Annotated in this window: 26 protein-coding genes; 21 read left to right on the top strand and 5 right to left on the bottom strand. The window is 61.9% G+C overall.

What is annotated here, in order from left to right:
• Positions 1-7 precede the first annotated feature (7 nt).
• A complete protein-coding gene (locus HMPREF2993_RS07545; RefSeq protein ID WP_232745218.1) occupies positions 8-550 on the top strand; it encodes a hypothetical protein in 543 nt (180 codons plus the stop codon).
• Here the strand turns inward: HMPREF2993_RS07545 and HMPREF2993_RS07540 are convergent.
• Positions 547-1,470 (bottom strand): YbjN domain-containing protein, encoded by a 924-nt coding sequence (locus HMPREF2993_RS07540; RefSeq protein WP_046648000.1) that lies wholly within the window; start codon positions 1,468-1,470, stop codon positions 547-549. The genes HMPREF2993_RS07545 and HMPREF2993_RS07540 overlap by 4 nt on opposite strands.
• A 166-nt stretch (positions 1,471-1,636) precedes the next feature.
• On the opposite strand from HMPREF2993_RS07540, the gene hisD reads away from it, so the two are divergent.
• The 14 genes from hisD (at position 1,637) to pyk (ending at position 14,130) form a co-directional block, all read left to right on the top strand.
• Complete coding sequence (gene hisD, locus HMPREF2993_RS07535) at positions 1,637-2,986, top strand: histidinol dehydrogenase (RefSeq protein ID WP_046648001.1); 1,350 nt, start codon at positions 1,637-1,639, stop codon at positions 2,984-2,986.
• A 3-nt stretch (positions 2,987-2,989) separates the two neighbouring features.
• Positions 2,990-4,093: a histidinol-phosphate transaminase gene (locus tag HMPREF2993_RS07530; protein WP_049155319.1), complete on the top strand. Its 1,104-nt coding sequence runs from the start codon at positions 2,990-2,992 to the stop codon at positions 4,091-4,093.
• Positions 4,094-4,136: 43 nt separating this feature from the next.
• The gene (hisB, locus tag HMPREF2993_RS07525; protein ID WP_049155321.1) at positions 4,137-4,769 is read left to right on the top strand and encodes an imidazoleglycerol-phosphate dehydratase HisB; all 633 of its coding nucleotides are present in this window, start codon (positions 4,137-4,139) and stop codon (positions 4,767-4,769) included.
• 6 nt (positions 4,770-4,775) lie between these two features.
• Positions 4,776-4,958 (top strand): hypothetical protein, encoded by a 183-nt coding sequence (locus HMPREF2993_RS07520; RefSeq protein ID WP_049155322.1) that lies wholly within the window; start codon positions 4,776-4,778, stop codon positions 4,956-4,958.
• A gap of 50 nt (positions 4,959-5,008) precedes the next feature.
• Positions 5,009-6,229, top strand: coding sequence for an MFS transporter (locus HMPREF2993_RS07515; protein WP_049155324.1), 1,221 nt, complete (start codon positions 5,009-5,011; stop codon positions 6,227-6,229).
• Positions 6,226-6,861, top strand: coding sequence for an imidazole glycerol phosphate synthase subunit HisH (gene hisH, locus HMPREF2993_RS07510; RefSeq protein WP_070512539.1), 636 nt, complete (start codon positions 6,226-6,228; stop codon positions 6,859-6,861). Before HMPREF2993_RS07515 ends, hisH begins: the two co-directional genes overlap by 4 nt.
• Positions 6,862-6,891: 30 nt before the next feature.
• On the top strand, positions 6,892-7,674 hold the full coding sequence (priA, locus tag HMPREF2993_RS07505; protein WP_049155328.1) for a bifunctional 1-(5-phosphoribosyl)-5-((5-phosphoribosylamino)methylideneamino)imidazole-4-carboxamide isomerase/phosphoribosylanthranilate isomerase PriA: 783 nt from the start codon (positions 6,892-6,894) through the stop codon (positions 7,672-7,674).
• 4 nt (positions 7,675-7,678) lie between these two features.
• Positions 7,679-8,482 (top strand): inositol monophosphatase family protein, encoded by an 804-nt coding sequence (locus HMPREF2993_RS07500; protein WP_070512542.1) that lies wholly within the window; start codon positions 7,679-7,681, stop codon positions 8,480-8,482.
• A 161-nt stretch (positions 8,483-8,643) separates the two neighbouring features.
• Entirely contained in the window at positions 8,644-9,408 is a 765-nt protein-coding gene (gene hisF, locus HMPREF2993_RS07495; protein ID WP_046648005.1) for an imidazole glycerol phosphate synthase subunit HisF, read from the top strand.
• Entirely contained in the window at positions 9,405-9,803 is a 399-nt protein-coding gene (gene hisI, locus HMPREF2993_RS07490) for a phosphoribosyl-AMP cyclohydrolase (protein ID WP_070512551.1), read from the top strand. The genes hisF and hisI overlap by 4 nt, the downstream gene beginning before the upstream one ends.
• Positions 9,796-10,425, top strand: a complete 630-nt coding sequence (locus tag HMPREF2993_RS07485) for a TIGR02234 family membrane protein (protein ID WP_070701764.1) — start codon at positions 9,796-9,798, stop codon at positions 10,423-10,425. Before hisI ends, HMPREF2993_RS07485 begins: the two co-directional genes overlap by 8 nt.
• Positions 10,426-10,617: 192 nt before the next feature.
• On the top strand, positions 10,618-11,445 hold the full coding sequence (locus tag HMPREF2993_RS07480) for an indole-3-glycerol phosphate synthase TrpC (protein WP_070701762.1): 828 nt from the start codon (positions 10,618-10,620) through the stop codon (positions 11,443-11,445).
• Positions 11,446-11,486: 41 nt separating this feature from the next.
• Entirely contained in the window at positions 11,487-12,395 is a 909-nt protein-coding gene (gene lgt, locus HMPREF2993_RS07475; protein WP_070701760.1) for a prolipoprotein diacylglyceryl transferase, read from the top strand.
• Positions 12,396-12,708: 313 nt separating this feature from the next.
• A complete protein-coding gene (gene pyk, locus HMPREF2993_RS07470) occupies positions 12,709-14,130 on the top strand; it encodes a pyruvate kinase (RefSeq protein ID WP_070512713.1) in 1,422 nt (473 codons plus the stop codon).
• 169 nt (positions 14,131-14,299) lie between these two features.
• Here pyk and HMPREF2993_RS07465 read toward each other — a convergent pair whose 3' ends face one another.
• Both HMPREF2993_RS07465 and HMPREF2993_RS07460 read right to left on the bottom strand, forming a co-directional pair.
• On the bottom strand, positions 14,300-16,690 hold the full coding sequence (locus HMPREF2993_RS07465) for a glycogen/starch/alpha-glucan phosphorylase (RefSeq protein WP_070701758.1): 2,391 nt from the start codon (positions 16,688-16,690) through the stop codon (positions 14,300-14,302).
• Between the two features lie 99 nt (positions 16,691-16,789).
• On the bottom strand, positions 16,790-17,998 hold the full coding sequence (locus tag HMPREF2993_RS07460) for an amidohydrolase (RefSeq protein ID WP_070701756.1): 1,209 nt from the start codon (positions 17,996-17,998) through the stop codon (positions 16,790-16,792).
• Positions 17,999-18,034: 36 nt separating this feature from the next.
• On the opposite strand from HMPREF2993_RS07460, the gene HMPREF2993_RS07455 reads away from it, so the two are divergent.
• Positions 18,035-18,433, top strand: a complete 399-nt coding sequence (locus HMPREF2993_RS07455; protein ID WP_070701754.1) for a hypothetical protein — start codon at positions 18,035-18,037, stop codon at positions 18,431-18,433.
• Between the two features lie 14 nt (positions 18,434-18,447).
• Here HMPREF2993_RS07455 and HMPREF2993_RS07450 read toward each other — a convergent pair whose 3' ends face one another.
• Positions 18,448-19,566 (bottom strand): glycerate kinase, encoded by a 1,119-nt coding sequence (locus tag HMPREF2993_RS07450; protein WP_070701818.1) that lies wholly within the window; start codon positions 19,564-19,566, stop codon positions 18,448-18,450.
• Positions 19,567-19,737: 171 nt separating this feature from the next.
• Here HMPREF2993_RS07450 and gdhA point away from each other — a divergent pair, with 171 nt between their 5' ends.
• Together gdhA and HMPREF2993_RS07440 are read left to right on the top strand one after the other, a co-directional pair.
• Positions 19,738-21,084, top strand: a complete 1,347-nt coding sequence (gdhA, locus tag HMPREF2993_RS07445) for an NADP-specific glutamate dehydrogenase (protein ID WP_070512568.1) — start codon at positions 19,738-19,740, stop codon at positions 21,082-21,084.
• Positions 21,085-21,199: 115 nt separating this feature from the next.
• Positions 21,200-21,946 carry a DivIVA domain-containing protein gene (locus HMPREF2993_RS07440; RefSeq protein WP_046648014.1) on the top strand — a complete coding sequence of 249 codons (747 nt, stop codon included), beginning with the start codon at positions 21,200-21,202 and terminating at the stop codon, positions 21,944-21,946.
• Here the strand turns inward: HMPREF2993_RS07440 and HMPREF2993_RS07435 are convergent.
• A complete protein-coding gene (locus tag HMPREF2993_RS07435; protein ID WP_230308876.1) occupies positions 21,885-22,526 on the bottom strand; it encodes a hypothetical protein in 642 nt (213 codons plus the stop codon). The two genes, HMPREF2993_RS07440 and HMPREF2993_RS07435, sit on opposite strands and share 62 nt — an antisense overlap.
• A gap of 133 nt (positions 22,527-22,659) precedes the next feature.
• Between HMPREF2993_RS07435 and HMPREF2993_RS07430 the strand changes: the two genes are divergently transcribed.
• From HMPREF2993_RS07430 to mutM, 3 genes are read left to right on the top strand one after another with little or no spacing between them, the layout of a single operon-like run.
• Positions 22,660-23,199: a YceD family protein gene (locus tag HMPREF2993_RS07430; RefSeq protein WP_070545716.1), complete on the top strand. Its 540-nt coding sequence runs from the start codon at positions 22,660-22,662 to the stop codon at positions 23,197-23,199.
• On the top strand, positions 23,196-23,966 hold the full coding sequence (gene rnc, locus HMPREF2993_RS07425; RefSeq protein WP_070545719.1) for a ribonuclease III: 771 nt from the start codon (positions 23,196-23,198) through the stop codon (positions 23,964-23,966). Before HMPREF2993_RS07430 ends, rnc begins: the two co-directional genes overlap by 4 nt.
• Positions 23,967-23,980: 14 nt before the next feature.
• A complete protein-coding gene (gene mutM, locus HMPREF2993_RS07420) occupies positions 23,981-24,829 on the top strand; it encodes a bifunctional DNA-formamidopyrimidine glycosylase/DNA-(apurinic or apyrimidinic site) lyase (protein WP_070701752.1) in 849 nt (282 codons plus the stop codon).
• Positions 24,830-24,839 lie beyond the last annotated feature (10 nt).

Below are 24,839 nucleotides of genomic sequence, written 5' to 3'. Positions count from 1 at the left end.
ACATATCGTGCCTGCACTGCGTGCACCTAGCTTTCGCATACCCCGCGCCATCGGATTTGGTGCGGGGTTGCTCGCGTTAGCGCTCCTCGGGTTTTCTGTGGCCGGCGCCGCGTGGGGGCTGTGGCGTCCTGCCCTGAAGGGGCACCGGGTTGATGATGGCGGCTACGCCCTGCGCAACGTCGCTAACGTTCAGTTTGATTCCTACATCACTTTTGTACTCATTACCGGTGCCCTGGGTATGGCGTTGGGGCTTATTGCCTATCGGCGCGGCGAGCGCTACCGCGGCGTCGGGGTATTGCTGTGGGTAGCCCTGGCTTCCTTGGCTGGCGCGGCGTCGTTCTACGTCTTTGGTGGAGCTACCGCAACGAGTATCCCGGACGATCCCGGGGAAATTGTGGAGTTCGTGCCGAAATTCTCGCCCGGCATCGCCTGGCTCGTGGGGCCGTTCATGGCCATGTTTACGTACTGGTCCGCAGTATTTGTCAATCCTCCTCGTGCCGTGGACGACGAAGAAGCGGAGGCAATGGCGGCTGAGGCAGAGGCTCCTTAGGGCCAAGCGACGGGGGAGGAGCCCACAGCATCGCGTGAAATGTCATCGATGCCGTGGAGGACGTGTTTGATGCCGCGGCCTAGGGCGGTGATCAGTTGGGCGTCGGAAAGCCCAGCGCCCGTCATAACGGCGTAGTCAATGCGCACCTGCAAGCCATCGACGTTGGAGTGGCAGAAGGCAGAAGCCGAGTGGTTGGTGCGGTTCCAGTCATTGCAGATGAGGAAAATTTTGGAGAATTCGCTGCCTGGGAGGTTGGGATCCCAATGGCCTTTAATGATGAGGCTCGGCCCAGAGTCGATAGCGAAGGCAAAGAGGACATCGTTTATCCACGCGTAGACGGCCTCTTCCGCATCTGCTTGGAAACGCGTAATACCGAGGGCGGGTAAAAGCTCCCCGAGACGAGCGGTATCGACTGTGCCGACGGGGCCGTCGAGCTCTATCTGTTCTTCCGGAGCCGCCGGGCGGGGAAGCGTCAAGACGGGGAAATAATCCGCTAATTCCTCAAGGCAGGCCGCCGCGTTGTGCAGCGCAGGGATGACAGAGGCGGAGAGCTGGGCCGCCGTGGGTTTCTGGTGCACGACGAGGAAGGAATGGCCCCACACCTCGACCTCGGTCGGGGAGGAATAATTGAGCACGAGCTGCGGCGAAAGACAATCGTGGTTCCAGTCGTTGACGAACTCGCTGAGCGCGGGGATATCGCCGAAGCCCAAGACCCCGTGGTGGGTGGTGCAGAAACGTAAAATGGGCTCGCCCTCGGTATCCATAAAGGCGCGGGTCTCCCCGAGCGGCGGATGGGGGAAGAGGAGTTCGTGCGCGCTGACCCGGATGCAGTGGAGGCTTTCGCGGTGCGCGAGGTGCTCCACACGGGCAAGCAGATCCGAGGTGGAGTGGCTGTCATTACCTTCGGCGCCGTTGCTCATCTCGCCGCCTCCCTTCGCCGAGTCGGGGTGCCGGAACGTGTTAGTAGTGACACATTCTATAACCTGCACCTGCCAGCTCGCTGGCTTTTTGGCACGGGTATAGTAATGGGAAGGTATAGAAACCGCTGCATATTATGCGGCTGTATATTATGAAAAGGGCTTGAGCATGCTACGAACCATTGACCTGCGCGGAGAGACTCTCACCACCTCCCGCCTGCGCCGAGTATTGCCGCGAGGCGGAACCGATGTTTCCTCAGTCATGGACATTGTTATCCCCATGGTGAACAAGGTGCGAGAAGGTGGTGTTGCGGCGGCCCTCGACTTTGGTGAGAAATTCGATGGCATCCGCCCCGCCGCGGTGCGGGTCCCGCATGAGGAGCTCGAGAAGGCGGCCCAAGAACTGGCCCCTCAGGTCCGGGCAGCTATCGAAGAATCTATCGCCCGCGTGCGCGCCGTTCACGCGGACCAGAAGCCGGCCCCACACACGACAACGCTGGCGCCAGGTGCAACGGTTACCGAGGTTTTTCAACCCATTGAGCGGGTAGGACTGTATGTGCCAGGAGGCAAGGCGGTGTACCCATCCTCCGTCATTATGAATGCCGTCCCGGCCCAAGAAGCAGGCGCTGAAGCGATGGTCGTGGCTTCTCCGCCGCAGAAGGAATTCGGCGGCCTGCCGCACCCGACGGTGCTGGCTACGTGCCACATGCTCGGCGTGGACGATGTCTGGGCAGTCGGTGGTGGACAAGCCATCGCCTTGCTGGCCTACGGCGACGATGAACCCGCCACGGGGGAGGATGCTCTTGAGCCCGTGGACATCATCACCGGCCCCGGCAATGTCTTTGTTGCTGCTGCCAAGCGCGCGGTACACGGCGTGGTGGGTATCGATGCGGAAGCCGGCCCCACCGAGATCGTTATCCTGGCCGACGAGACCGCCAACCCGGTCTACGTGGCCTATGACCTCATTTCTCAGGCGGAGCATGATCCGATGGCTGCCTCCGTGCTCATCACCGACTCGGAGGAGCTTGCTGCCGCCGTGAATGCGGAAGTAGCTCAGCGCTACACCGCCACCGCGAACGCCGAGCGCGCAGCTGAGGCTTTGCGCGGCGAACAGTCCGGCATCGTGTTGGTCGATGACCTCGAAGCGGGCATTGCTGTCGCGGACGCCTATGCCGCTGAGCACTTGGAGGTTCACACGAAGAATGCCCGGGCAGTAGCGGAGCGTATCCGCCACGCCGGTGCCATTTTCGTGGGTGATTATTCGCCGGTGCCGCTCGGTGATTACTCCGCTGGCTCCAACCACGTCTTGCCCACCTCGGGAACCGCGCGGTTTAGCGCTGGGCTGTCGACGCACACCTTCCTGCGCCCGGTCAACCTCATCGAGTATGACCGCGCAGCACTCGGGGAGGTGGCGGAGAATGTGATTGCCTTTGCCACCGCGGAGGCACTGCCTGCCCACGGTGAAGCAATTGCTGCACGATTCGCCGATGCCCCAGATACCCAGAAAGTAGAGGCTTAAGTAATGGCTGAGTTGAAGGATCTTCCCCTGCGCGAAGAATTGCGCGGCTCCAGTGCCTATGGAGCCCCGCAGCTGACGGTGACCAACCAGCTCAACACCAACGAGAACCCCTACCCGCCGTCGGAGGCGCTGGTCAAGGACATCGTGGCGGCCGTCGAAAAGCACGCCCGAGAGCTCAACCGCTATCCAGAGCGCGACGCCGTCGAACTGCGCACGGCGCTGGCGGGGTATGTCAGTGAGCAGACCGGCGTGAATGTCAGCGTGGACAACGTGTGGGCGGCCAATGGTTCCAACGAGGTGCTGCAGCAGCTGCTCCAAGCCTTCGGAGGGCCGGGGCGCAGCGCGCTGGGATTTACCCCGAGCTATTCCATGCACCCCATCCTGTGCGCGGGCACCCAAACCGAATTCATCTCCTGCCCGCGGAACGAGGATTTCCGCATTGCGGAAAAGGAGGCGCTGGAGGCCGTCGCCAAGCACCGCCCCGACGTTGTCTTTATTACCACCCCGAACAATCCCACCGGTGACGTCACCCCGATCGACCTAGTGGAGAAGATCGTGCAGGCCGCGCCGGGCATCGTCATCGTGGACGAGGCCTACATGGAGTTCTCGCCTTCACCTTCTGCCACCACGCTGCTGGCGAAATATCCGACCAAGCTCGTGGTCTCACGCACGATGTCCAAGGCCTTCGATTTCGCCGGCGGACGCTTGGGCTACTTCGTGGCCGATCCGGCTTTCGTGGAAGCCGTGATGCTCGTCCGCCTGCCCTATCACCTCTCTGTCCTCTCCCAGATCGCGGCCACCGTGGCTCTGACACACAAGGAGGAGACTTTGGGCACCGTGGCGAAGCTGTCGGCGGAGCGGGACCGGGTTGTCGCACGGCTCCAGGAGCTCGGGTACTACGTGGTGCCGAGCGAATCCAACTTCGTGTCCTTCGGACGCTTTGCCGATCAGCACGCGGTGTGGCAGGGGTTCCTGGACCGCGATGTCTTGATCCGAGATAACGGCGTACCGGGACTCCTGCGCGCCACGATTGGCCTGCCTGAAGAGAATGATGCCTTCCTTTCGGCCGCAGAGGACTTGGCAGATACAGTAGAGATGATTAACTGAGCCCCTCCTATGGGGCACGATTTGAAGGAGGAGCGTGGGGACGATGAGCGCTGATGAAGCTGCACGCCGCGATGGCGGCGACCGCATTGGCCGCGCCGAGCGCGTTACTGGGGAGACAAAAATCTCTGTAGAAATCAACCTCGATGGCACCGGCCAAGCGGATATTTCGACGGGGCTGCCGTTCTTTGATCACATGCTGAATGCTGTGTGCACCCACGGCTCCTTCGACCTTCGCGTCCACGCCGACGGCGATATCGACATCGATGCCCACCACACCGTCGAAGACACCGCGATTGTTCTCGGCCGTGCCTTCCTGGAAGCATTGGGGGACAAGTCCGGTATCCGCCGTTTCGGGTCCCAGCTGCTGCCCATGGATGAGGCACTGGTGGAGGCCGTCGTCGACATTTCTGGGCGCCCCTACTTCGTGATGAATGGCGAACCGGAAAACATGGAGTGGCAGGTCATCGGCGGGCACTACGCCACGGTGATCAACCGTCACTTCTTCGAAACCTTTGCCACGCACTCGGCGACGACTCTGCATGTCAACGTGCGGTACGGCCGCGATCCGCACCACATCACGGAGGCTGAGTACAAGGCGGTGGCCCGCGCCCTGCGCCAGGCTACTGAGCGGGATCCGCGCGTGACCGGAGTTCCTTCGACGAAGGGAGCCCTCTAAGCCGTTATGAACTTGTTGGTTCTCATTCTCTTTCTGGTCACCGGTTTGCTCGTCGGCGGCGCGTGGGCGGCGTATCAGAATGGCTCGGTGCTGATGACCGTGGTCGCGGGTGCGCTCGCGGCGGTCTCCGCGATCGCGGCGCTGGCCTGGATGCTTGACATCTTCTCAGCGGGGGTGGCAGCGAAGTGACGGAAAAGACCCCTCAGAGCGTATGGAAGGTCGCCGGCTTTAAGGAAACCATGATCGCGGTGGTTTCCGCCTTCGGTGCCTGGTCGGTCCTGCTTCCAGTGGTGCCCCTGGCCGTGCTGGACTCCGGTGGCTCCGCCACGTTGGCTGGCGCCACCACCGGCGTGTTCATGTTAGCGACGGTGCTTACCCAGATGGCGACTCCGATGCTGCTGCGCATCTTTGGGTACCGTCCGATCATGGCGGCCTCGGCACTGTTGCTGGGGCTGCCGGCATTGGGGCACATGCTGGGCGATGCCGCCCCGATCGCCCTGGGATTCTCCGCCCTGCGCGGCATCGGTTTTGGCGCTCTCACAGTGGCGGAGAACGCTCTCATCGCAGAAATTACGCCGCGGCGTTTGCTGGGCAAGGCCACCGGTATCTTCGGTTTGTTCATCGGTGCAGCCCAGATGGCGTTCTTGCCTTTGGGTCTCGCAGTGGCTTCAGCCTTTAACTACAACACGGTGTATCTCCTAGCCGCTGGCCTTGGCCTGCTGGGATTCTTTACCTGCATTTTGGTACCGCAAATCAAGGCAGCTCCAGTGGGGTTGCCGGACCCAACGGATACCACTCCGCGGGCACCAATGTGGAAGCTTGTGCTCGTCCCAGCGCTCGCTTTGACCAGTTTCTCCGTGAGCTACGGCGTCGCCTCCAATTTCATTTCCCCGGCGGTGCGCGAGCTGGATCCTGAGCGTGGCGCTGTCCTGGGTGGCCTCATGCTGTCCGTGATCGGTGGCGCGGCCATGATTTCACGCTATGTCGCCGGTGTCGTGGCGGACCGCGTGGGCCAGCCAGGCACGTTGATGATTCCAGCCCAGGCTTTCTCAGTCTTTGGCGTGGGTCTAATCGCCGCCGTGCTGTGGCAAGAATGGTCAGTATGGCTGCTCGTGTTCGGCACTGTCATCTATGGTGCGGGTTTCGGCATCGTCCAGAACGAGGCTTTGTTGTCGATGTTCGACCGCCTCCCTCGCGAGCGCCTGTCCGAAGGTTCTGCGGTGTGGAATATCTTCTACGACGGTGGAACTGGACTTGGTTCGACGGTTCTCGGCGCCGTCGTGGCTATGTCCGGATACGATGGCGCCTTCGCGGCTGGTGCCGCCATCATCGCGGTTGGCCTGCTCATGTCCGTGGCTGACCGCGCTTTGGGCAAGACCCGTGTGAGCGAGCTGAATGATATTCAGACTCGCCTGCGCATGATTAGAAGGCCGAGGAGGCCCGGAAAGGAGCCACGATGAGCTCATACGACGTAGTAGTCCTGGATTATGGCGCTGGCAATGTCCGGTCGGCAGTGCGCGCGCTGGAGCGGGTCGGCGCTACCGTGACGGTCACCGCGGACCCCAAGACCGCCGTGGAGGCCGATGGCCTCCTAGTCCCCGGCGTGGGCGCCTTCGCTGCCTGCATGGAGGGGCTGCGCGCCGCGCAGGGACCACGGATTATCGGCCAACGCTTGGCTGGCGGGCGCCCCGTCCTGGGAATCTGTGTGGGTATGCAGATTCTTTTTGAGTCAGGCACTGAACACGGCGTGCACACCGAAGGTTGCGGCGAGTGGCCCGGGGAGGTCACCCGCTTGCAGGCTCCCGTCCTCCCCCACATGGGATGGAACACCGTGGAGCTTCCCAGCGGTAGCTGCATGTTTGAAGGCGTGAGCGCGGATGACCGCTTCTATTTCGTGCACTCCTATGCCGCGCGCAGCTGGGAGCTCGAGACCGAGATTACTGAGCCACCGAAGGTGGCGTGGTCTGAGTATGGCGGTGACCGCTTTGTCGCCGCGGTAGAAAACGGTGCGTTGTGGGCCACTCAGTTCCATCCGGAGAAATCGGGTGATGTGGGCTCGCAGCTGCTAAAGAACTGGATTGGAACGCTTTAAAGAGCCCGCGTGAAAGGTAGACTACCCACCATGAGCTTTACACTGTTGCCCGCGGTTGACGTCGTTGATGGTCAGGCAGTACGCCTCGACCAAGGAGAAGCAGGAACCGAAAAGTCCTATGGATCGCCGCGGGAGGCCGCCCTCAAATGGCAGGCCCAAGGCGCGCAGTGGTTGCACGCGGTGGATTTGGACGCCGCCTTCGGTCGTGGCTCCAATCACGAGCTGCTCGCTGAAATTACGACGAGCGTGGACCTAGACGTGGAATTGACCGGAGGCATCCGGGACGACGATTCCTTGGCGCGCGCACTGGCCACTGGTGCCCGCCGCGTCAATATTGGAACCGCGGCGCTGGAAAACCCAGAATGGATTGCCAAGGTCCTCGCAGAGCATGGCGACCGCATTGCAGTGGACCTCGCCGTCCGGATGGTGGATGGTGAGTGGCGCACACGCGGTCACGGCTGGGTATCCGATGGCGGAGACCTCTGGGAGGTGCTCGAGCGCCTTGACGCAGCTGGCTGCACCCGTTTCGTGGTGACGGATGTGTCGAAGGATGGCACGCTCCAGGGGCCCAATATCGAGCTGCTGCGTGAGGTGGCGGCCGCCACGGACGCCAAGGTGACTGCTTCCGGCGGCATTTCCACTCTCGACGATCTGCGCGAGTTGGCTCTTTACGAGAACGAGGGGATCGATTCCGCCATCATCGGTAAAGCACTCTACGAAGAGCGCTTCACCTTGGAGGAGGCTCTTGCAGCCGTTGCGGAGGTTACCCCGCTGCCGGGAGAGGAATACATCGACCCGATCGAGGAGAAGTAGGCCTATGGCCCCGATGACAGGAACTTCAGCGTCGGATCCGCGCGAACTTGTTGCCTTTGCGGAAGCCGCGGTGGACCAGGTTGATGATCTCTTCCGCAGGGGCCTCGGCGCGGCACCCGCGCGTTTCAAAGGCGAAGGAGACTTTGCTACCGAGGTGGATCTGCTCATCGAACAGCAGTTGCGCCAGACATTGGGCCAGCTCACCGGCATTCCGGTGTTCGGTGAAGAGTCCGGTGGCAACTTGGAGGAGACGGTGTGGGTTGTGGATCCGGTAGACGGAACCGCGAACTACTCGGCTGGGAATCCGTGCTGCGGCATTCTTGTTTCGCTCCTGCACGATGCAAAGCCGGTCGTCGCCGTCGCCGACTTTCCATTGTTGAACCGCCGTGTTGTTGCGGCGCAAGGGATGCCGCTGCGTACGACCGGCGGCCCGGCGACCGGGTTCGGGGGAGGAGAGGAGGCTCTCGGATTCGACGAAGCGCGCGGACACGTGGGCTGCTCCTCGCACCTGCCCACGAGCCTATTCAACGACCTACGGGAGACCGGGTTGCGGCCCCGCATGACTGGGTCGGTGGGGCTGGACAACGCTTTTGTCGCTCAGGGCGTGTTCGACGGTGCAGTGAATTTCTCGCCGCACCCGTGGGATAACGCGGCGGGCGCGCTCATCATTAAGGCTGCCGGTGGCCGTGTGAGCGACCCCGAGGGCAATGAGTGGACTGCACACTCGAAGGGTTTCGTGGGCGGGACCCCGCAGGTGCATGCCACGATTTTGGAGGCCATTGCTCGAAATCCGCGTGGGGACCGCTAAATAGGCCCCGTCCCGGGGCTGAAACCGGTGCTCAGCACTGGCGCTGAATCCCGGACTTATTCTTTAACGTTTTACCGTTTTCCTACTATGTTCATCACCGTTCGGTGGTCCCGAGTGGACTGCTGTTTATCTCACCTTTAGCTATGAGGAGGATTGTCACCATGGCGCTTGCCGTGCGCGTGATCCCGTGTCTGGACGTTGATAATGGCCGCGTGGTCAAAGGCGTCAACTTTGAAAACCTGCGTGATGCCGGCGACCCAGTGGAGCTGGCCGCTCGCTATGGTCAGCTGGGCGCTGATGAGCTGACATTCTTGGATGTCTCCGCGTCCAAGGACGGCCGCGGCACCATGCTCGACGTCGTTCGCCGCACGGCGGATCAGGTGTTCATCCCACTAACCGTCGGCGGCGGCGTGCGGTCGGTGGAGGACGTTCGTGAGCTATTGCGGGCTGGTGCCGATAAGGTGTCCGTTAATTCTTCCGCCATTGCGCGCCCCGAGTTGTTGCGAGAGCTCGCGGATGTGTTTGGTTCTCAGTGCATCGTGTTGTCCGTCGATGCTCGCCGTGCGGCGGGCTTTCCCAGCGGATTTGAGGTCACCACGCATGGCGGCACACGCTCCGCGGGGATCGACGCTGTGGAATGGGCCAAGCGCGGCGAGGAATTGGGGGTCGGCGAGATTCTACTGAACTCCATGGATGGTGACGGAACCAAGGCAGGCTTCGACCTCGAATTGATTGAGGCCGTGCGTGCAGCGGTTTCGGTGCCGATCATCGCCTCGGGTGGGGCCGGGAAGGCCGAGCACTTTCCACCGGCTATCGACGCCGGAGCGGATGCCGTGCTCGCGGCTAGTATCTTCCACTTCGGCGAGGTGGAGATTTCCGAGGTCAAGCAGGCATTAGCTGCTGCAGGAAAGGAGGTCCGTCAATGACAGAGGACAGCACTAACTCCGCCAGCACCACGAACGTCGGGGACTATGAGCTGAGCGACGACATTGCCCTGCAGCTCAAGCGCAATGAGGCGGGCCTAGTCCCGGCTATCGTGCAGTCGGAACGAGGTGAGGTACTCATGCTGGCGTGGATGGATGACCACGCGCTGGCTTACACGCTGGCGACGCGCCGCGGGACCTACTACTCACGCTCGCGTCAAGAGTATTGGATTAAAGGGCTGACGTCCGGCAATACCCAAGAGGTAGTGGGTGCGCGCCTAGATTGCGATGGTGACACTATTTTGCTCACCGTGCGTCAGCGCGGCGGGGCATGCCATACCGGCGACCGGACCTGTTTCGACGCTCGAAACCTCCTTGGGGAGGAAGATCATGGCTAAGCGCGGCGGACCCATACTGATGTTGGTCGGCGCCATCTTGTTGTGGCTATCCTCCCGCATGACGTGGGTGAAAGCGGCGGTCGAAGACGATAAGGCCGGATCGAGCGTGGTGGAGCTATCCGGCTCCTTATGGTCCCTTGAGCTCATCGCGCTGAGCGTGGTGGTCCTGGCCGGTGGCGTGGCTGCCTTCGCTCTCCGGCGGACTGGCCGGCGCATCGTCTCCGTCATCACCGCCCTCGCTGCTGCGGCTGCGGGATGGCGTCCGGTGGCGCTGTTGACCGCCGGCTCCGAGGCGGAGCGTGCCCAGGAGCTTCTGCAAGGCGGGACCAACGATACCTCCGTGGATACGACGACTATTTCCGATTGGGCCGTCGTCCTCACCGCGGACGCGTCGACTGCGGGCCCAGTTCTCGCGCTCGTCGGCGCCGCCCTGGCGCTCTTTGGGGCGGTGCTGGTGGCGAGCAACCCGGGTGCTGATAAACCCCGCACAGCCAAATACGAAACCCCGGCGGTACGGCAGGAGCGCCTGCAGGAAGAACTCGAAACCTCCCAAGATTCCGGCCGCGTGATGTGGGACGCGCTGGATGCTGATATTGATCCCACAGATCCCCGCTCCTCCTAAATTCCCCGTTCCTCCTAAACACTCGCAGCGTGATGGCGAGCCTAGTGACGGAGAGCCTGGTGAGAAAGGCCCTGTTGCGGGGAACGGGTGCCCCGGATTTCTAGTTAGAGGTGGGGGCGCGCTAGCCTAAATGTGATCTCGAACGCCCCTGTTTCTTTCTTTGAGTCTCCTTCGGGGAAGGGAGGTGGAATCATGCCTACCCCGATCGCCGTCGATCATCTCGTGGCCGGAGTGCTGGCTGATGTAGCCGCGCGGGAGGCCCGTGTCCCGTTCAAGGAAATTAAAGCAAGGTCCCGCGACATGGACGCTCCGCGCGATGCCGCGAAAGCTCTGCTGCGCCCGGGATGCTCTATCATCACCGAAATCAAGCGCGCCGTGCCCTATGGCGGTGAAATTGCCCACTTGGATAGCCCGAAGTCGGTGGCAGAACTGGCACATAGCCTGGAGGAAGCAGGGGTTCATGTGATGGCCTGTCAGACAGATCGTCGCCGCTTCCACGGGTCACTCGAGGACATGCGGGTCGCCCGCGCGGCCGTCGACTTACCGATGCTGTGCCGCGACACCATCGTTGATCCCTATCAGATTCATGAGGCGCGGTGCTATGGGGCAGACGCGATTCCCTTGCAGGTGGAGCTGCTCAGCCAAGCTCGCCTCGAGTCACTTCTCGATCGCGTGGAATCCCTCGGGATGACCGCCATCCTGGAAGTCCGCACCTGTGCCGAGGTGGATCGCGTTATCAAGGCAGGGGGAACTGTCGTGGCGATCAACGCGTGGTCATTGGCCTCCGATGCTATTAATCGGGAGGCCTTTTCTGCTATTTCGCCCGGTCTTCCTGAGAGCATCACTCGTATCGCGGTGGGCGGTGTTAATAGCCCGCGCAACGTGCTGTCTTATGCCTCGCAAGGTGCTGATGCCATCCTCGTTGGTGAGTCCATCATGGCTGCCCAGGACCCGATGACCCTGGCCCGTTCCTTGGTGGCCGCAGGCCAACATCCTGCGTGCCCTTCGCGTAGAAGCTAAGCGCGTTGTAGCGGCCGTCATTTTCAGGCACACTGTTTCCCGTGCAGATCTACACCCTCGCCAATATTCCTTCCCCGCCACAAGGCGTGTGGCATCTCGGCCCGGTCCCGATTCGTGCTTATGCCATGTGCATCATCGTCGGCATTCTCGTCGCGATGTGGATGACGCTGCGCCGTTATACCGCTCGCGGAGGCAACCCTGACGTGGTGTGGGATGCTGCCCTGGTGGTGATCCCGGCGGGCATCATTGGCGGGCGCCTCTATCACGTGATTACGGATTACGATAAGTACTTTTGCTCCACGTGTGATCCGATCGATGCAGTGAAAATCACCAACGGGGGGCTCGGTATCTGGGGAGCTGTCGCACTGGGGGCGGTGGCTCTGTGGATCATGTTCCAGATTAAGGGTATTCCGTTGGGGCCCTTTGCTGATGCCGTCGCCCCAGGGCTTATCTTGGCCCAGGCCATCGGCCGGTTGGGTAATTGGTTTAACCAGGAACTGTATGGCCGTGAGACCACTGTCCCGTGGGCCCTCGACATCTACTACCGAGTTAATGAAAGCGGTGAGTATGCGCCCATCAGCGGCCGCTCGACTGGGGAAGTAGTGGCCTCTGTGCATCCGACCTTTCTCTATGAGCTTGTGTGGAACGTGGCGGTATGCGTGTTCCTGCTTTGGGCGCACAAGGCGTTCAAGCTTGGCCATGGTCGTGTCTTCGCGCTGTATGTTGCCGGGTACACCGCGGGCCGCTTCGTCGTGGAAAACATGCGTGCGGACGACGCCACGCACATCTTCGGCCTCCGGGTCAACGTCATCGTTTCCGTGGTCTGCTTTGTCGTGGCGCTTATCGTGTATTTCCGGTTGCCGCGCGGGCAGGAATCGCCGGAGGAAGTCGATCCCACCCGCACCACCGAGACTGCGGTGGGCAGTGCTGCCGAGGGTAGCCCCCGGTGAGTCTAAATGGTGACGGTGCGGGTAGTGCCCACCGGAGCAAAGCCCTGAGATTCTGTGGAGTAGCCGGGATCACACGTGGCTTTTGCGGTGCCTAACACGGCAACCTAAAGACCGGTGCGGCGGAACTGAAATGCCCGGATGTGCCCGGTTATTACCGTTTGTAGCTGCAATGTGGGCGTCGCATTTTCCGCTTGGAATACCGGCGTTACGGGTCGAAAACCCGGCATGAGCTTCGTTCGTGGTGGCCGAGACCAGTAAACGGGGGTAGTTTAGGAACCGTTAGAAACTCCCGATGTGAATAAGGCACTCCATGTTGGATAGAAGAACCAAAATCGTTTGTACGTTGGGTCCTGCAGTCGCAAGCAAGGAAGGAATCCTTGGGCTTGTTGAAGCAGGCATGAACGTGGCGCGTCTGAACATGTCCCACGGCGAGCATGCGGACCACGAGGCGAACTACCGCTGGGTTCGCGAGGCCACCGATGAGACCGGCCACGCAGTCGGCGTCTTGGCGGACCTGCAAGGCCCGAAGATTCGCCTAGGCCGTTTCGTCAACGGTGAAGAGATGTGGAAGGACGGCGAAATCGTCCGCATCACCGTTGATGACGTCGAAGGCACACACGACCGCGTGTCCACCACCTACAAGAACCTGGCACAGGACGCGAAGCCGGGTGACCGCCTGCTGATCGACGATGGCAAGGTCGCCGTCGTGTGCAAGGAAGTCGACGGCAACGACGTTGTCTGCGAGGTTACCGAGGGCGGACCGGTCTCGAATAACAAGGGCGTGTCCCTGCCGGGAATGGACATTTCTGTTCCGGCGCTGTCGGAAAAGGACATCGCAGATCTTCGCTTCGCCTTGAAGCTCGGCGTAGACATGGTCGCCTTGTCCTTCGTGCGCTCCCCGGCTGACGTGGACAAGGTCCACGAGATCATGGATGAGGAAGGCCGCCGCGTTCCGGTCATCGCCAAGCTCGAGAAGCCGGAGGCAGTCGACGCCCTCGAGTCCATCGTCCTAGCCTTCGATGCGATCATGATCGCCCGCGGTGACCTCGGCGTCGAGGTTCCGCTGGAACAGGTTCCGCTGTTCCAGAAGCGCGCTATCCAGATCGCTCGTGAGAATGCCAAGCCGGTGATCGTGGCAACGCAGATGCTCGATTCCATGATCTCCAACCTGCGCCCGACTCGTGCGGAGGCCTCCGACGTTGCCAACGCAGTGCTCGATGGCGCCGATGCGGTCATGCTCTCCGGTGAGACCTCCGTCGGCATCGACCCCCACAATGTTGTGCGCACGATGTCCCGGATCGTGATGAATGCTGAGCAGGGCGGCCAGGTTCCTCCGCTGACGCACGTCCCGCGCACCAAGCGCGGTGTTGTGTCTTACTCCGCACGCGATATTGCTGAGCGCCTTAACGCGAAGGCTATCGTGGCCTTTACGACGTCCGGTGATACCGCTAAGCGCGTGGCTCGTCTGCACTCCCCGTTGCCGCTCTTGGCCTTTACCCCGCACCCGGCGGTGCGCTCGCAGCTGGCCTTGACGTGGGGCGCGGAGACCTTCTTGAGTGACGCGGTTGAGTCCACCGATGACATGATGGCCGCCATCGATGGGGCGCTGCTGGGAATGGATAAGTACAAGGAGGGCGATATGATCATCGTCATCGCCGGTACCCCTCCTGGAATCTCCGGTAACACGAATATGATTCAGGTCCACGAACTGGGTCAGACCCTGCGCGATAAGTAATACTGTCGCAGATAAGCAGACAGCGCCGCCTCACCCCGGTTGCTTCCTTACCCACTAAGTGGGAAGGAGGAACGGTGGTGAGGCGGCGCTTTGTCTGTGAGGAAAGCCCGTCGAGGGTTAATAGGCAACAGTGCGTCTATTAACCCCTTTTTTGTCTAGACGTTTTTGTCTAGACGTTGGAAATGGGGGTCGGAGCCAGCTTCCACACCTCGTTGGCATAGTCAGCGATGGTGCGGTCGGAAGAGAAGCGGCCAGAGTAGCAGATGTTGAGCCAAGCCTTCTTGGCCCATGCCATCTCGTCAGCGTCATAGTCGGCAGCCATGCGGTCACGGGTCTCGCGGTAGTCTGCGAAATCTCCGAGGACGTAGTAGGTGTCCTGAGCGTGCTCACCAAAGCCATCGAGCAGTGAGGAGCGCAGATCCCCAAACATCCCGGCATTTTCAGAGCCCAACGTGCCATCGGTAAAGGCATCGAGGACGCGGGACAGGCCCGGAACAGTGTTGTAGAGCTCGCCCGGGTTGTACTCGGCGCGAAGCTGCGGGATCTCCTCGTTGCGGGCGCCGAAGATGTAGGCATTCTCTTCGCCCACTGCCTCGACGATCTCGACGTTGGCGCCATCCATCGTGCCCAGGGTCAGTGCACCGTTCATCATGAACTTCATGTTGGAGGTGCCGGAGGCTTCCTTGCCGGCCACGGAGATCTGCTCGGAGACATCGGCGGCAGGGATGATGTGCTCGGCAGGGGAGACGTTGTAGTTCTCCACAAAGACCACGTTGAGCACGTCCTTAGTGGCCGGGTCGTTGTTGACCAAGTCACCGATGGTGTTGATGAGCTTGATGATGGCCTTTGCGCGAACGTAGCCCGGGGCGGCCTTCGCGCCGAAAATGAAGGTGCGCTTCGGAACGGTTTCGCCGTCGACCTTGATACGGAAGTACAGGTCCAGAATGTACAGAGCGTTCATCAGCTGGCGCTTGTACTCGTGCAGGCGCTTGATCTGGACGTCGAAGATCGAATCCGGATCCACCGTGGCGCCTTGGTGTGCTTCGATCCATGCGGCAAAGTCCTGCTTGTTAGCGCGCTTGATGTTGATGAGCTGGCGCAGCACCTTCTCGTCCTCGGCCAAGGAATCCAGTTTGGCCAGCTCAGTCAGATCGGTGACCCAGGCATCGGAACCAGCCTGCTCAGTGAGCAGGTCGGACAGGCGCGGGTTGCACATGCGCAGCCAGCGGCGCGGGGTGACGCCGTTGGTCTTGTTGTTGAACTTCTCCGGCCACAGTTCGTACCACTCAGACAGCGTGTCTGCCTTGATGATCTCGGTGTGCAGCGCCGCCACGCCGTTGATGGAGTAAGCGGCGTAGCAAGCAATCCATGCCATGTGGACGTGACCGTCGGACACCGGGGCCATGTAATCGATGCGGCCCTGGTCGAGGCCACGCTGGGCCATGTCCTCGCGGAAACGGCGGTCAATCTCTTCCACGAGCTCCCAGATGCGCCAGAAGAGCTTCTGGAAGATGGAGATCTCCCAGCTTTCCAGGGCCTCTGCCAGCACCGTGTGGTTGGTGTAGGCAAAGGTCTCGGTGACGACCTTCCATGCCTCGTCCCAGCCCATTCCGTGTTCGTCGAGAAGCAGGCGGAGCAGCTCTGGAATGGCAAGCACCGGGTGGGTGTCATTGAGCTGGATGCAGTTGTACTCGGCGAAGCCGGTGAGATCCTCGCCGTGGTGTTCGATGTAATTGTCGATCATCTGCTGCAGCGAGGCGGACACGAAGAAGTACTGCTGGCGAACGCGCAGAACCTTGCCCTCGTAGGTGGTGTCGTTGGGGTAGAGGACACGGCAGATATCCATGACTCGCTCGCGCTCCACGATGGCCTCGGTGAAGCGCTGCGAGTTGAAGGCGTCGTAATCGAACTCATCGATGGGTTCGGACTTCCACAAGCGCAGCGTGCCCACGTTGTCGGTTCCATAGCCGGTAATCGGCATGTCATAGGGGATAGCGCGGACATCCATGTCATCGAAATGGACCAGGCGCTGCTCGGAGGCGCGGCGAATGATGAAGTCATAGCCATTCTCCATCCACGCATCCGGCTCTTCGCGCTGGAAGCCGTTGTCAAAGGACTGACGGAACAGGCCGTAGCGGTAGAGCAGACCGTAGCCGGTGACGGGGAAGTCTTGGGTGACAGCGGAGTCGAGGAAGCAGGCAGCCAGGCGGCCCAAACCGCCGTTTCCTAGCGCGGCATCGTGCTCGGCCTCGAGGACATCGACCAATTCGTGGCCGGTGGCCTGGGTGGCGGCGCGGGCCTCGTCGACGAGGCCGATGTTGGTGAGGTTGTTGAGCAGGGCTCGACCCTGCAGGAATTCAGCCGAGAAGTAGTGCTGCTGGCGGATGGCGGCGTAGGCGCTGCGGGTGGCTTCCCAGTTGTCCGCAATCTGCTCCATTACCGAGGAGGACAGGCCGGACCAGAACTTGCGGTTGGTGGCAGCGGTGGGGGAGACGCCGGCGGCGGCGCGGACGTGTCCGGGAACTGCGGTCTGAAAATCGGAGTGCTGGGGTTGACTCATGAGAATCCTTCACCTTAGGCATAAAAAATGCGGAAAAATACCAACTCCCAAGCTTAACCAGTTCCGTACTCACTCGCAGACCGCGTTGAGTACGGAAAACTAGTGCCCAAGGAAAGACAGCACGGAGGCAGCCCCAGCGCGGGTAGCTGAGCGCATGGTGGGCTCATAGTCCGGGAGGAACGTGGACTGATGGTTGACCGGCGGGTTGCCTAGGAGGTCCTCCGGCGTGGAACCGATGAACCAGAAGTAGTACGGCACGCCCCAGGCCTGCGGGAGGTAGCAGAAATCCTCGGACACGGTGGAGGGCGTGGCAGTGACGGAGAGATCACCGAAGACCGCGTCGAAGGCCGAGCGAACGGTTTCATGTGCGGCGGCGTCGTTGTCGGTGACTTCGCCGTGGGCGAAATACTCGAAGGTAGGTTCAGCGGGGCATCCGCTTGCTTCACATTCAGCGCGCACCATGCGCTCGAGGGAGGCGTAGACTCGCTTGGCCAACTCCGGCTTGTAGTAACGGGTGTTGAGCACCAGCTCGGCGCTGCCCGGAATGATGTTGTTCTTATCGCCCGAGTGCAGCTCGCCTACCGAGATGACGAAGAAGTCATGGGGAGGTACTTCGCGGCCGACGATGGCTTGCAGGCGGGTCACCACCATGGCGGCCACGTAGGACGGATCGATGGCCTCATGCGGCATGGAGGCGTGCGCGGAGCGCCCCGTGATGCGGATGCGGAGGGAGTCGCAACCGGCCAGGATGGGGCCGGCGGTGGACTGCACTTGGCCGGCGGGACCGGGCATGACGTGTTGTCCTAGGCAAACATCCGGGGTGGGGACTCGGTCGGTGAGTCCGTCAGCAATCATGTACTTGGCGCCCATGGATGATTCCTCCGCCGGCTGGAATAGTGCTAGGAAGGTGCCGCGCCAGGCCGCACGGTGGGCGTCGAGAATCGCGCACGCACCGAGCAGTGCGGTGGCGTGTACATCGTGCCCGCACGCGTGCATTGCCCCGTTGGTGGCGGCGAAGGGCACGCCGGTTTCCTCGGCCACGGGGAGGGCATCAAAGTCGGCACGCATGAGGGCGGTGGGGCCGTCGCCATTGCGAAAAATGGCGACGATGCCGTGGCCGCCGATGCCGGTGACGAGCTCGCAGTTGTAGTTCTCTAGTTGGTCGAGGATACGCCCGGCGGTGCGTTCCTCTTCGTGGGACAGCTCTGGATGGGCATGCAGATCTTCGTAGAAGGCGCGTTGCCAGCTGAGATCAACGGCGTCCTCCGAAAGGAGTGCAGTCAGCGTGGAAAGTGTGGGATCTGCCATAGTTACCGTCCTTGAAGTTTGGGTAGGGTTACCTACATGCCAATGATTCACTTTGATGTTCTGGTGCCGGATGCCCAAGCGGAGCGTGTGGCCGAAATCTTTAGCACTGCCACCCGTAAGTTGGTGGAAAACAACTCGCTGGCCTCTGCAGAGGTTACTCGTGTGCCTGAGGCTGTATTCCCAGAGGGGTTGGAAGAGCAGCTGCGCCAGACTTACCGTGAGGAGCACGAAGAGCGGGACCTAGAGGGGGCGAGCGTGTATCGCTACGCCATCGCCGTCGATGGCGTGACGGGGTCTGTTAACCAGCTGACGATGGTCCTCGCGCGCCTGCTGACCCCGCATGCGGTGCTGCCGAAGGATCATGTGTTGCTGGAAGATGAGCTCGCCCACGAGCGCCCGGCTATCTTCCCGTGGGCGGTGCAGGTCGCCCCTTAGTCCCGCAGAAAGCTCTAATTCTGGAGGAAGTTCAGCACTAGGCGCTCGGCCGCGGCGCTAAGTTGCTCGGCCACGCTAGCGTGCGTGTCGCCGTCGAGCTCTTCGAGTAGCGTTCCCTGCGGTGCCGGGGCGGTAGCGGAGCCGGCGATGATGCCGAGAGTGGGCGGTCCAGTGAGCTCGGCCAGCGTGCCTACCACCTTTCCGGTGAGTGATTGTTCGTCGAAGCGGCCTTCGCCGGTCAGGACGAGGTCCGCCTCGGCGATGCGGGCGGGAAGATCGAGGGCCTCAGCTACATAGCGGCCGCCCGGCACGATGCGGCAGTGCTCCGAGGTGCCCCAGAGTGTGCGCGAAAGCCAGCTCAGGGCGATGGGGATACCGCCGGCGGCACCAAAGAACTCGGCCTCCGGATCGGTGTCCGTGACCTCGCACAATCGCAGCATCGCGCCGGCCAGGAGCGCGACCTGGTCGCCCTTGGCCCCCTTCTGCGGCCCATACATTGTTGCGGCCTGGATGGGCACGGCGCGGGTATCGGTGACCAAAGTGTAGTCCAACATGGCCGCCTTCATGTTTAGTTGCGCCGTGTCGATGTGGTCGAGGTTGACCAGCGGAGCACCCCCTTTGGGGAGGGCATAGCCGCGGGCATCGTGTGCGGCGGCGCCGAGTGCGGCGAGGATGCCGAGCCCGCCGTCGATGCTGGCGCTACCGCCGAGGCCGAGAACGATGTGCTTGGCGCCGCGCGATTCGGCATCGGCCACCAACACGCCCGTGCCATAGGAGTCCGCATGCAGCGGGTCGAGGGCATCGGAGACAGCAGGCAGCCCAGTGGCGGCGGCGACGTCGATGAAGGCTGTATCGCCGACGAGCTGATAGCTGGCCTCGGTGAGGCGTCCAACAGCATCGGTAGTTGGCAGCGTAATGGTCTGGCCCGCAGTGCCGTGGCGAGCCACGGCGGCACTAGCGAGAACCTCCGCGGTTCCCTCGCCACCATCGGCCGTGGGAAGGGCATGTACCTTCGCCGTGTCGGCATACGGGGAGGAGCTCAGCGCGCGGCGCGCGCCGAGTGCAATGGCAGCAGCGGCTTCGGCGGCGGTGGCGGTGCCTTTAAAGGAATCGGGGGCAACAAGAATGCGCATGTTCACGAGTATATGGCAGAGATGTGAGAAAAAATTTTCGCGCTCTGACCAGCCTTTAAGGCGCGCCGCAGTACGGACGTCTTGCAATTTAGGTCAATTGATAGAAAACTATCGTTTGTTCAATGGATGACGCACCGACCGCGAGGCACGGTGTCGAATGAAAGGATAGCCATGTCCATCGACCAGCAAATCTCCGACTATTACAGCAAGCTCCTCAAGCGTAATGCGGGCGAACCGGAATTCCACCAGGCGCTCGCTGAGGTGCTTGACTCCCTGAAGATCGTCCTCAACAAGGACCCGCACTATGCTGATTACGGCCTGGTCGAGCGTCTATGCGAACCCGAGCGCCAGCTCATCTTCCGCGTTCCATGGGTAGATGACAGCGGCCAGATTCAGGTTAACCGTGGCTTCCGCGTGCAGTTTAACTCCGCCCTCGGCCCCTACAAGGGCGGCCTGCGCTTCCACCCGAGTGTGAACTTGGGCATCATCAAGTTCCTCGGCTTCGAGCAGATTTTTAAGAACTCCCTGACCGGCCTGCCTATCGGTGGTGGCAAGGGCGGTTCCGACTTCGACCCGAAGGGTAAGTCCGATGCCGAGGTCATGCGCTTCTGCCAGTCCTTCATGACGGAGCTACACAACCACATCGGCGAATACCGCGATGTCCCGGCCGGCGATATCGGCGTGGGCGGCCGCGAAATCGGTTTCCTGTTCGGGCAGTACCGCCGGCTGGAAGGCAAGCATGAGTCTGGCGTTCTTACCGGCAAGGGTCTGTCCTGGGGTGGCTCCCTCGTGCGTACCGAGGCTACCGGTTACGGCCTGGTGTATCTGACCTCGGAAATGATGAAGACCCATGGTGAGTCCTTCGACGGTGCCAAGGTTATTGTCTCCGGCTCCGGCAACGTCGCCATCTACGCTGCTGAAAAGGTGCAACAGCTCGGCGGTACCGTCGTCGCGATGTCTGACTCCTCCGGCTACATCACCACCCCGAACGGTGTGGACCTGGAGCTGCTCAAGGAGATTAAAGAAGTCCGCCGCGAGCGTATTTCCACCTACGCCGGCGAAGCGGGTGCGGGCGTGGAGTACCACGAAGGCGGCAACGTATGGGAGGTGAGCGCCGACGTTGCCCTGCCGTGCGCTACCCAAAACGAACTTGACGGTGACGATGCCAAGCTTCTGGTGAAGAATCAGGTCCGCTATGTTGCCGAAGGCGCGAACATGCCCTGTACCCCGGAGGCAGCGCACTACTTTGTGGAAAGCGGCATCGCCTTCGCGCCGGGTAAGGCCGCGAATGCGGGCGGCGTGGCGACCTCCGCGCTAGAGATGCAGCAGAATGCGTCCCGTGACTCCTGGTCCTTCGAATACACCGACCAGCGCCTGCACGAGATCATGTCCAACATCTTCCGCAACATTGACAAGACCTCCAAGGAATATGGCTTGGAGGGCGACTACGTTGCCGGCGCCAACATCGCAGGCTTCAAGAAGGTGGCCGACGCCATGCTGGCACAGGGCGTTATCTAGCCCCGCTCCTGTCCTCTATTGCCAGGTTGAGCCTCCCCGCCTAGCGGGGAGGTTTTCGCCGTTTTGCCCGCGTGGGATACGTGGTGGTGCGCTCTTGCTTGGATAGTCTGGTGCCATGTACCGCGTATTTGAGTCCCTCGATGAACTTGTTCGCAACCTGGAACAGGCCTATGCCGTTCCCATGACCTCCAATTGCATGGTTCCGCGCCACGAGATGCTGGCGCTTCTCGACGATCTCCGCAACGCCCTCCCCGTTGAAATGGATGATGCCCAAGATGTTCTGGACAAGCAGGATGAGATCCTGCAGGGTGCCGAGGAACGCGCGAACCAAATCATCTCCGATGCCAACGCAGAAGCCGATGACACCGTTACCCGTGCGCGCGAGGACTCCGACGCCATGCTGGCTGACGCCCAGCACCGCGCCACCACCATGGTGGCCCAGGCAGAAGATGAGGCCACCAACCTCGTAGAAAACGCGCGCTCTGATGCCGAGCGCACCCGCGCCCAGGCAGATGAGGAGTACCAGCGCACCGTTGCTGCGGGCCAAGCTGAGCAGGACCGTTTGGTCTCTGAATCCGAAGTTGTGCGCCGCGCCGACGACGAAGCGCACCGCATCGTGGAATCCGCCCACTCCGAATCCAACCGACTGCGCACCGAGTGCGATGAATTCGTCGACGCCAAGCTGGCGGAATTCGAAACCACCTTGTCGGATCTCCTGCGCACCGTCAACAACGATCGCTCTGCCCTGCGGCGAGGCGCCGGTGTGCGCTCCCGCGGGGAGTCCCGCGGCGAGGGGCGCACTAGTGCGCGCGAACACCGCGAGCCGGGGCGCCGTGCACCCCGCGCGCCGCGCGACTACTAACGTGAACTAACGCGCGTGCCTCCTCCGCGCGGCGGATACGGGCGGCTTCCTTAGCTGACATGGTGCTCAGTGCCGCGGCAAGTCCGGCGGAGATGAGGCCTGGGAGTGCATAGAGCAGCCACATGATGCCGAAATTCGTGTCTACGGCGTGGGGTTCTGAGAGAGGGCCCCAGGCGGCGTCGGCAAGCATCAGCAACACATCCACCGCCCCGACGGTGAGCATCATCAATCCAATCCCCATGCTGGCGGCCGAAAAGGACTCCCGCGCGCCCCACGCGATGAGCGCAGCAAAAAGCGAGAACAGCGCTGAAGAAATAATGACAATTGGCCCAAAGTGCAGGGGGAGAAGAGACACGGCGCCGACGATCACACCTGCGAGGGCACTGGCGAGAGCCACGCGGTGCAAGGAAAGGCCGGCATCGCCAAAGATGCTGGGGCGGTGTCGAGTGATGACGTGGCGGCACGCCACCCCGGCAACGGCCAGTGCTACGGCGGGGACAAGGCACTGTAGCGGAAAGCTGAGTGCGAGGTCGCGTGCCGTGGCGGCCAGAGGCGCCGTGCCCGTAGCGGTGTAGCTCATGGGCCTTTAGGCTAAAAGCCTGAAGCAGAAGAATCGAGGCTTTTGCGCAAGTGCTTAAGTGGCTATGACCCTGCGTTCAGGTCCTTGCCAGTCTAGGGCACAGGGGGCAGCACAGGGTAAGCTGGTGGGCGCTATGAAATCACCATTGAAGTTCGACGTGACGGAATTGCTCCGCAGCCAAGGAACCGAGGCGCTGCCTGAGCACCGCGTGCAGACCGGACCCGCGCCAGAGCGCATCGGCGTGGAAATGATCGGCATCCCGGAAGGCGCTGAAGTCACGGTGGAAGCCACCTTGACCCCGTTGGGCTCCGGCGTGTTGGTGGACGCTGATGTCACCGGCACCCTCAGCGGCGAATGCGCACGCTGCTTGGCTGAGCTACACCCAGAGATGGATCTCCACGTGTCCCAGGTGTTTTCCGCAGACGAATCCTTCGTCGGCGGGGATGAGATCGAGGAGGAGGATCGCGGTTCGGGCGATGAGGTACCCGAGATTCAGGACGGGATTCTTGACCTCCTGCAGACCGTGATCGATGAGGCAGGTTTGTCCCTTCCGTTTGCCCCAACGTGCGAAGGCGGCTGCGAGGTGGACGTGCCCGAAGGTGTGACCACGGGGGTATCCGGGGAAGAAGAACGCGTTGATCCGCGGTGGTCCGGGCTGGAGAAATTCCTATGAGCAAGAAGAAGAAACTGACCGGTGAGCAGGCCCTTGCCGCAGCATTCGCGGAGGTAGACCACGCCCCGTTGCTGAAAGCACTCGGCGTGGAGCTCAGCGATGAGCTGCTGTGTTTGGCGCTGACACACCGCTCCTTTGCTAATGAGAACGGGCACCTTCCCAACAATGAGCGCTTGGAGTTCCTGGGGGACGCGGTCTTGGGCTTGTCCGTCGCGGCCAAGCTCTACGACAAGTACCCCTCGCGCCCCGAGTCGGATATTTCCAAGATGCGCGCGTCCATCGTGTCGCGCTACGGGTTGTCTGACGTGGCCCGTGAGATTGGCGTGGGCGACCACATCTTGTTGGGCAAAGGCGAGCAAGCCACTGGAGGACGCGACAAGGATTCCATCTTGGCCGATACCACCGAGGCCATCCTGGGCGCTATTTACCGTCAACATGGCTTCGAGGTCGCCCGCGGGGTGGTGCTGAAGCTGTTCGCCGCCAAGATCGACAACGCCGTGGTGTCCGGTCGGCACATGGACTGGAAGACGACCTTGCAGGAGCTGTGCGCTGAGTTGAAGGCCGCGATGCCGGTCTATTCAGCCACGTCGACGGGTCCTGAGCACGATCAAACCTTCAACGCCGTGGCCACCGTGGCCGGTTTGACCGTCGGCCGGGGGACGGGCCACAACAAGAAGCTCGCTGAGCAGCAGGCGGCGGAGGAAGCGTGCCAAACCTTGCGTGAGACGCCGTTGCTGGTGCAGGGCACCGCCGGCAAAGAAAGCTAAAACACGAGGACTCGATGCCAGAACTTCCCGAAGTTGAGTCCGTCCGCCGCGGGCTCGAGCCCTATGTTGTGGGGCGCTCCTTCGCAGCAGTAGAGGTTCACCACCCGCGCGCTAACCGGGGCCAGGAAGTGCCGCTGTCCGCGCTGCTGGTGGGCAGGAAGATTGCCGCGGTGGCGCGCCGCGGCAAGTTCATGTGGCTGGAGTTCGCCGACGAGGACCACACTGACCCGGCACGCGATGTGCTCTTCATCCACCTCGGTATGTCGGGGCAGGTGCGGATCGGTGAGGTAGATTCGCCGCATGTGCGTATCGCCGCCGTGCTTGACGACGCCACCCGCCTCAGCTTCGTGGACCAGCGCACCTTCGGCTATTGGCGTCTCGGGCCGTGGCTGACCATGGCGCATATCGCTCCCGATCCTCTCGAAACAGACTTCGATCTCACAGCGGCAGGGCGGCGCCTGCGCGCGAAACGCACCGCGGTCAAGGTAGCTCTGCTCGACCAAACGGTGCTCAGCGGGGTGGGCAATATCTATGCCGATGAGGCGTTGTGGGCGGCCCAGATTTCTCCGCTCAAGAAGGCTAGCGCCCTGCGGCAGCGCGATGCCGTCGCGGTGATATCCGCGGCCGGTGATGTCATGCGCGCGGCGCTTGCCGTTGGCGGAACTAGCTTTGACGCGTTGTACGTCAACGTCAACGGTGAATCCGGATATTTTGACCGTTCCTTACATGCCTATGGCAGGGGTGGCCAGCCCTGCGATCGCTGCGGTGAGGAAATCGTGAGAACCGTGCTTGGTGGGCGTGGGACCCACTACTGCCCGTCCTGTCAGCGCCGCGGAGAGGGGAGGCTGCCCGCGGCCAACTAGGACGATTCTG

Source organism: Corynebacterium sp. HMSC068G04 (genome assembly GCF_001814885.1).
GTDB classification, from domain to species: Bacteria; Actinomycetota; Actinomycetes; order Mycobacteriales; family Mycobacteriaceae; genus Corynebacterium; species Corynebacterium hiratae.
This window is presented reverse-complemented; position numbering and strand designations above follow the sequence as displayed.

What these genes read in the sequence shown, in the direction of transcription:
- HMPREF2993_RS07500 (WP_070512542.1), top strand. Translation starts at nt 7,679, where the DNA reads ATGGCCCCGATGACAGGAACTTCAGCGTCGGATCCGCGCGAACTTGTT.
- rnc (WP_070545719.1), top strand. Translation starts at nt 23,196, where the DNA reads ATGAGCAAGAAGAAGAAACTGACCGGTGAGCAGGCCCTTGCCGCAGCA.
- HMPREF2993_RS07480 (WP_070701762.1), top strand. Translation starts at nt 10,618, where the DNA reads ATGCCTACCCCGATCGCCGTCGATCATCTCGTGGCCGGAGTGCTGGCT.
- HMPREF2993_RS07435 (WP_230308876.1), bottom strand. Translation starts at nt 22,526, where the DNA reads ATGAGCTACACCGCTACGGGCACGGCGCCTCTGGCCGCCACGGCACGC.
- hisH (WP_070512539.1), top strand. Translation starts at nt 6,226, where the DNA reads ATGAGCTCATACGACGTAGTAGTCCTGGATTATGGCGCTGGCAATGTC.
- hisD (WP_046648001.1), top strand. Translation starts at nt 1,637, where the DNA reads ATGCTACGAACCATTGACCTGCGCGGAGAGACTCTCACCACCTCCCGC.
- HMPREF2993_RS07520 (WP_049155322.1), top strand. Translation starts at nt 4,776, where the DNA reads ATGAACTTGTTGGTTCTCATTCTCTTTCTGGTCACCGGTTTGCTCGTC.
- HMPREF2993_RS07430 (WP_070545716.1), top strand. Translation starts at nt 22,660, where the DNA reads ATGAAATCACCATTGAAGTTCGACGTGACGGAATTGCTCCGCAGCCAA.
- HMPREF2993_RS07530 (WP_049155319.1), top strand. Translation starts at nt 2,990, where the DNA reads ATGGCTGAGTTGAAGGATCTTCCCCTGCGCGAAGAATTGCGCGGCTCC.
- HMPREF2993_RS07485 (WP_070701764.1), top strand. Translation starts at nt 9,796, where the DNA reads ATGGCTAAGCGCGGCGGACCCATACTGATGTTGGTCGGCGCCATCTTG.
- priA (WP_049155328.1), top strand. Translation starts at nt 6,892, where the DNA reads ATGAGCTTTACACTGTTGCCCGCGGTTGACGTCGTTGATGGTCAGGCA.
- mutM (WP_070701752.1), top strand. Translation starts at nt 23,981, where the DNA reads ATGCCAGAACTTCCCGAAGTTGAGTCCGTCCGCCGCGGGCTCGAGCCC.
- hisF (WP_046648005.1), top strand. Translation starts at nt 8,644, where the DNA reads ATGGCGCTTGCCGTGCGCGTGATCCCGTGTCTGGACGTTGATAATGGC.
- HMPREF2993_RS07440 (WP_046648014.1), top strand. Translation starts at nt 21,200, where the DNA reads ATGTACCGCGTATTTGAGTCCCTCGATGAACTTGTTCGCAACCTGGAA.
- HMPREF2993_RS07465 (WP_070701758.1), bottom strand. Translation starts at nt 16,690, where the DNA reads ATGAGTCAACCCCAGCACTCCGATTTTCAGACCGCAGTTCCCGGACAC.
- hisB (WP_049155321.1), top strand. Translation starts at nt 4,137, where the DNA reads ATGAGCGCTGATGAAGCTGCACGCCGCGATGGCGGCGACCGCATTGGC.
- HMPREF2993_RS07540 (WP_046648000.1), bottom strand. Translation starts at nt 1,470, where the DNA reads ATGAGCAACGGCGCCGAAGGTAATGACAGCCACTCCACCTCGGATCTG.
- HMPREF2993_RS07455 (WP_070701754.1), top strand. Translation starts at nt 18,035, where the DNA reads ATGCCAATGATTCACTTTGATGTTCTGGTGCCGGATGCCCAAGCGGAG.
- HMPREF2993_RS07515 (WP_049155324.1), top strand. Translation starts at nt 5,009, where the DNA reads ATGATCGCGGTGGTTTCCGCCTTCGGTGCCTGGTCGGTCCTGCTTCCA.
- HMPREF2993_RS07460 (WP_070701756.1), bottom strand. Translation starts at nt 17,998, where the DNA reads ATGGCAGATCCCACACTTTCCACGCTGACTGCACTCCTTTCGGAGGAC.
- gdhA (WP_070512568.1), top strand. Translation starts at nt 19,738, where the DNA reads ATGTCCATCGACCAGCAAATCTCCGACTATTACAGCAAGCTCCTCAAG.
- HMPREF2993_RS07450 (WP_070701818.1), bottom strand. Translation starts at nt 19,566, where the DNA reads ATGCGCATTCTTGTTGCCCCCGATTCCTTTAAAGGCACCGCCACCGCC.
- hisI (WP_070512551.1), top strand. Translation starts at nt 9,405, where the DNA reads ATGACAGAGGACAGCACTAACTCCGCCAGCACCACGAACGTCGGGGAC.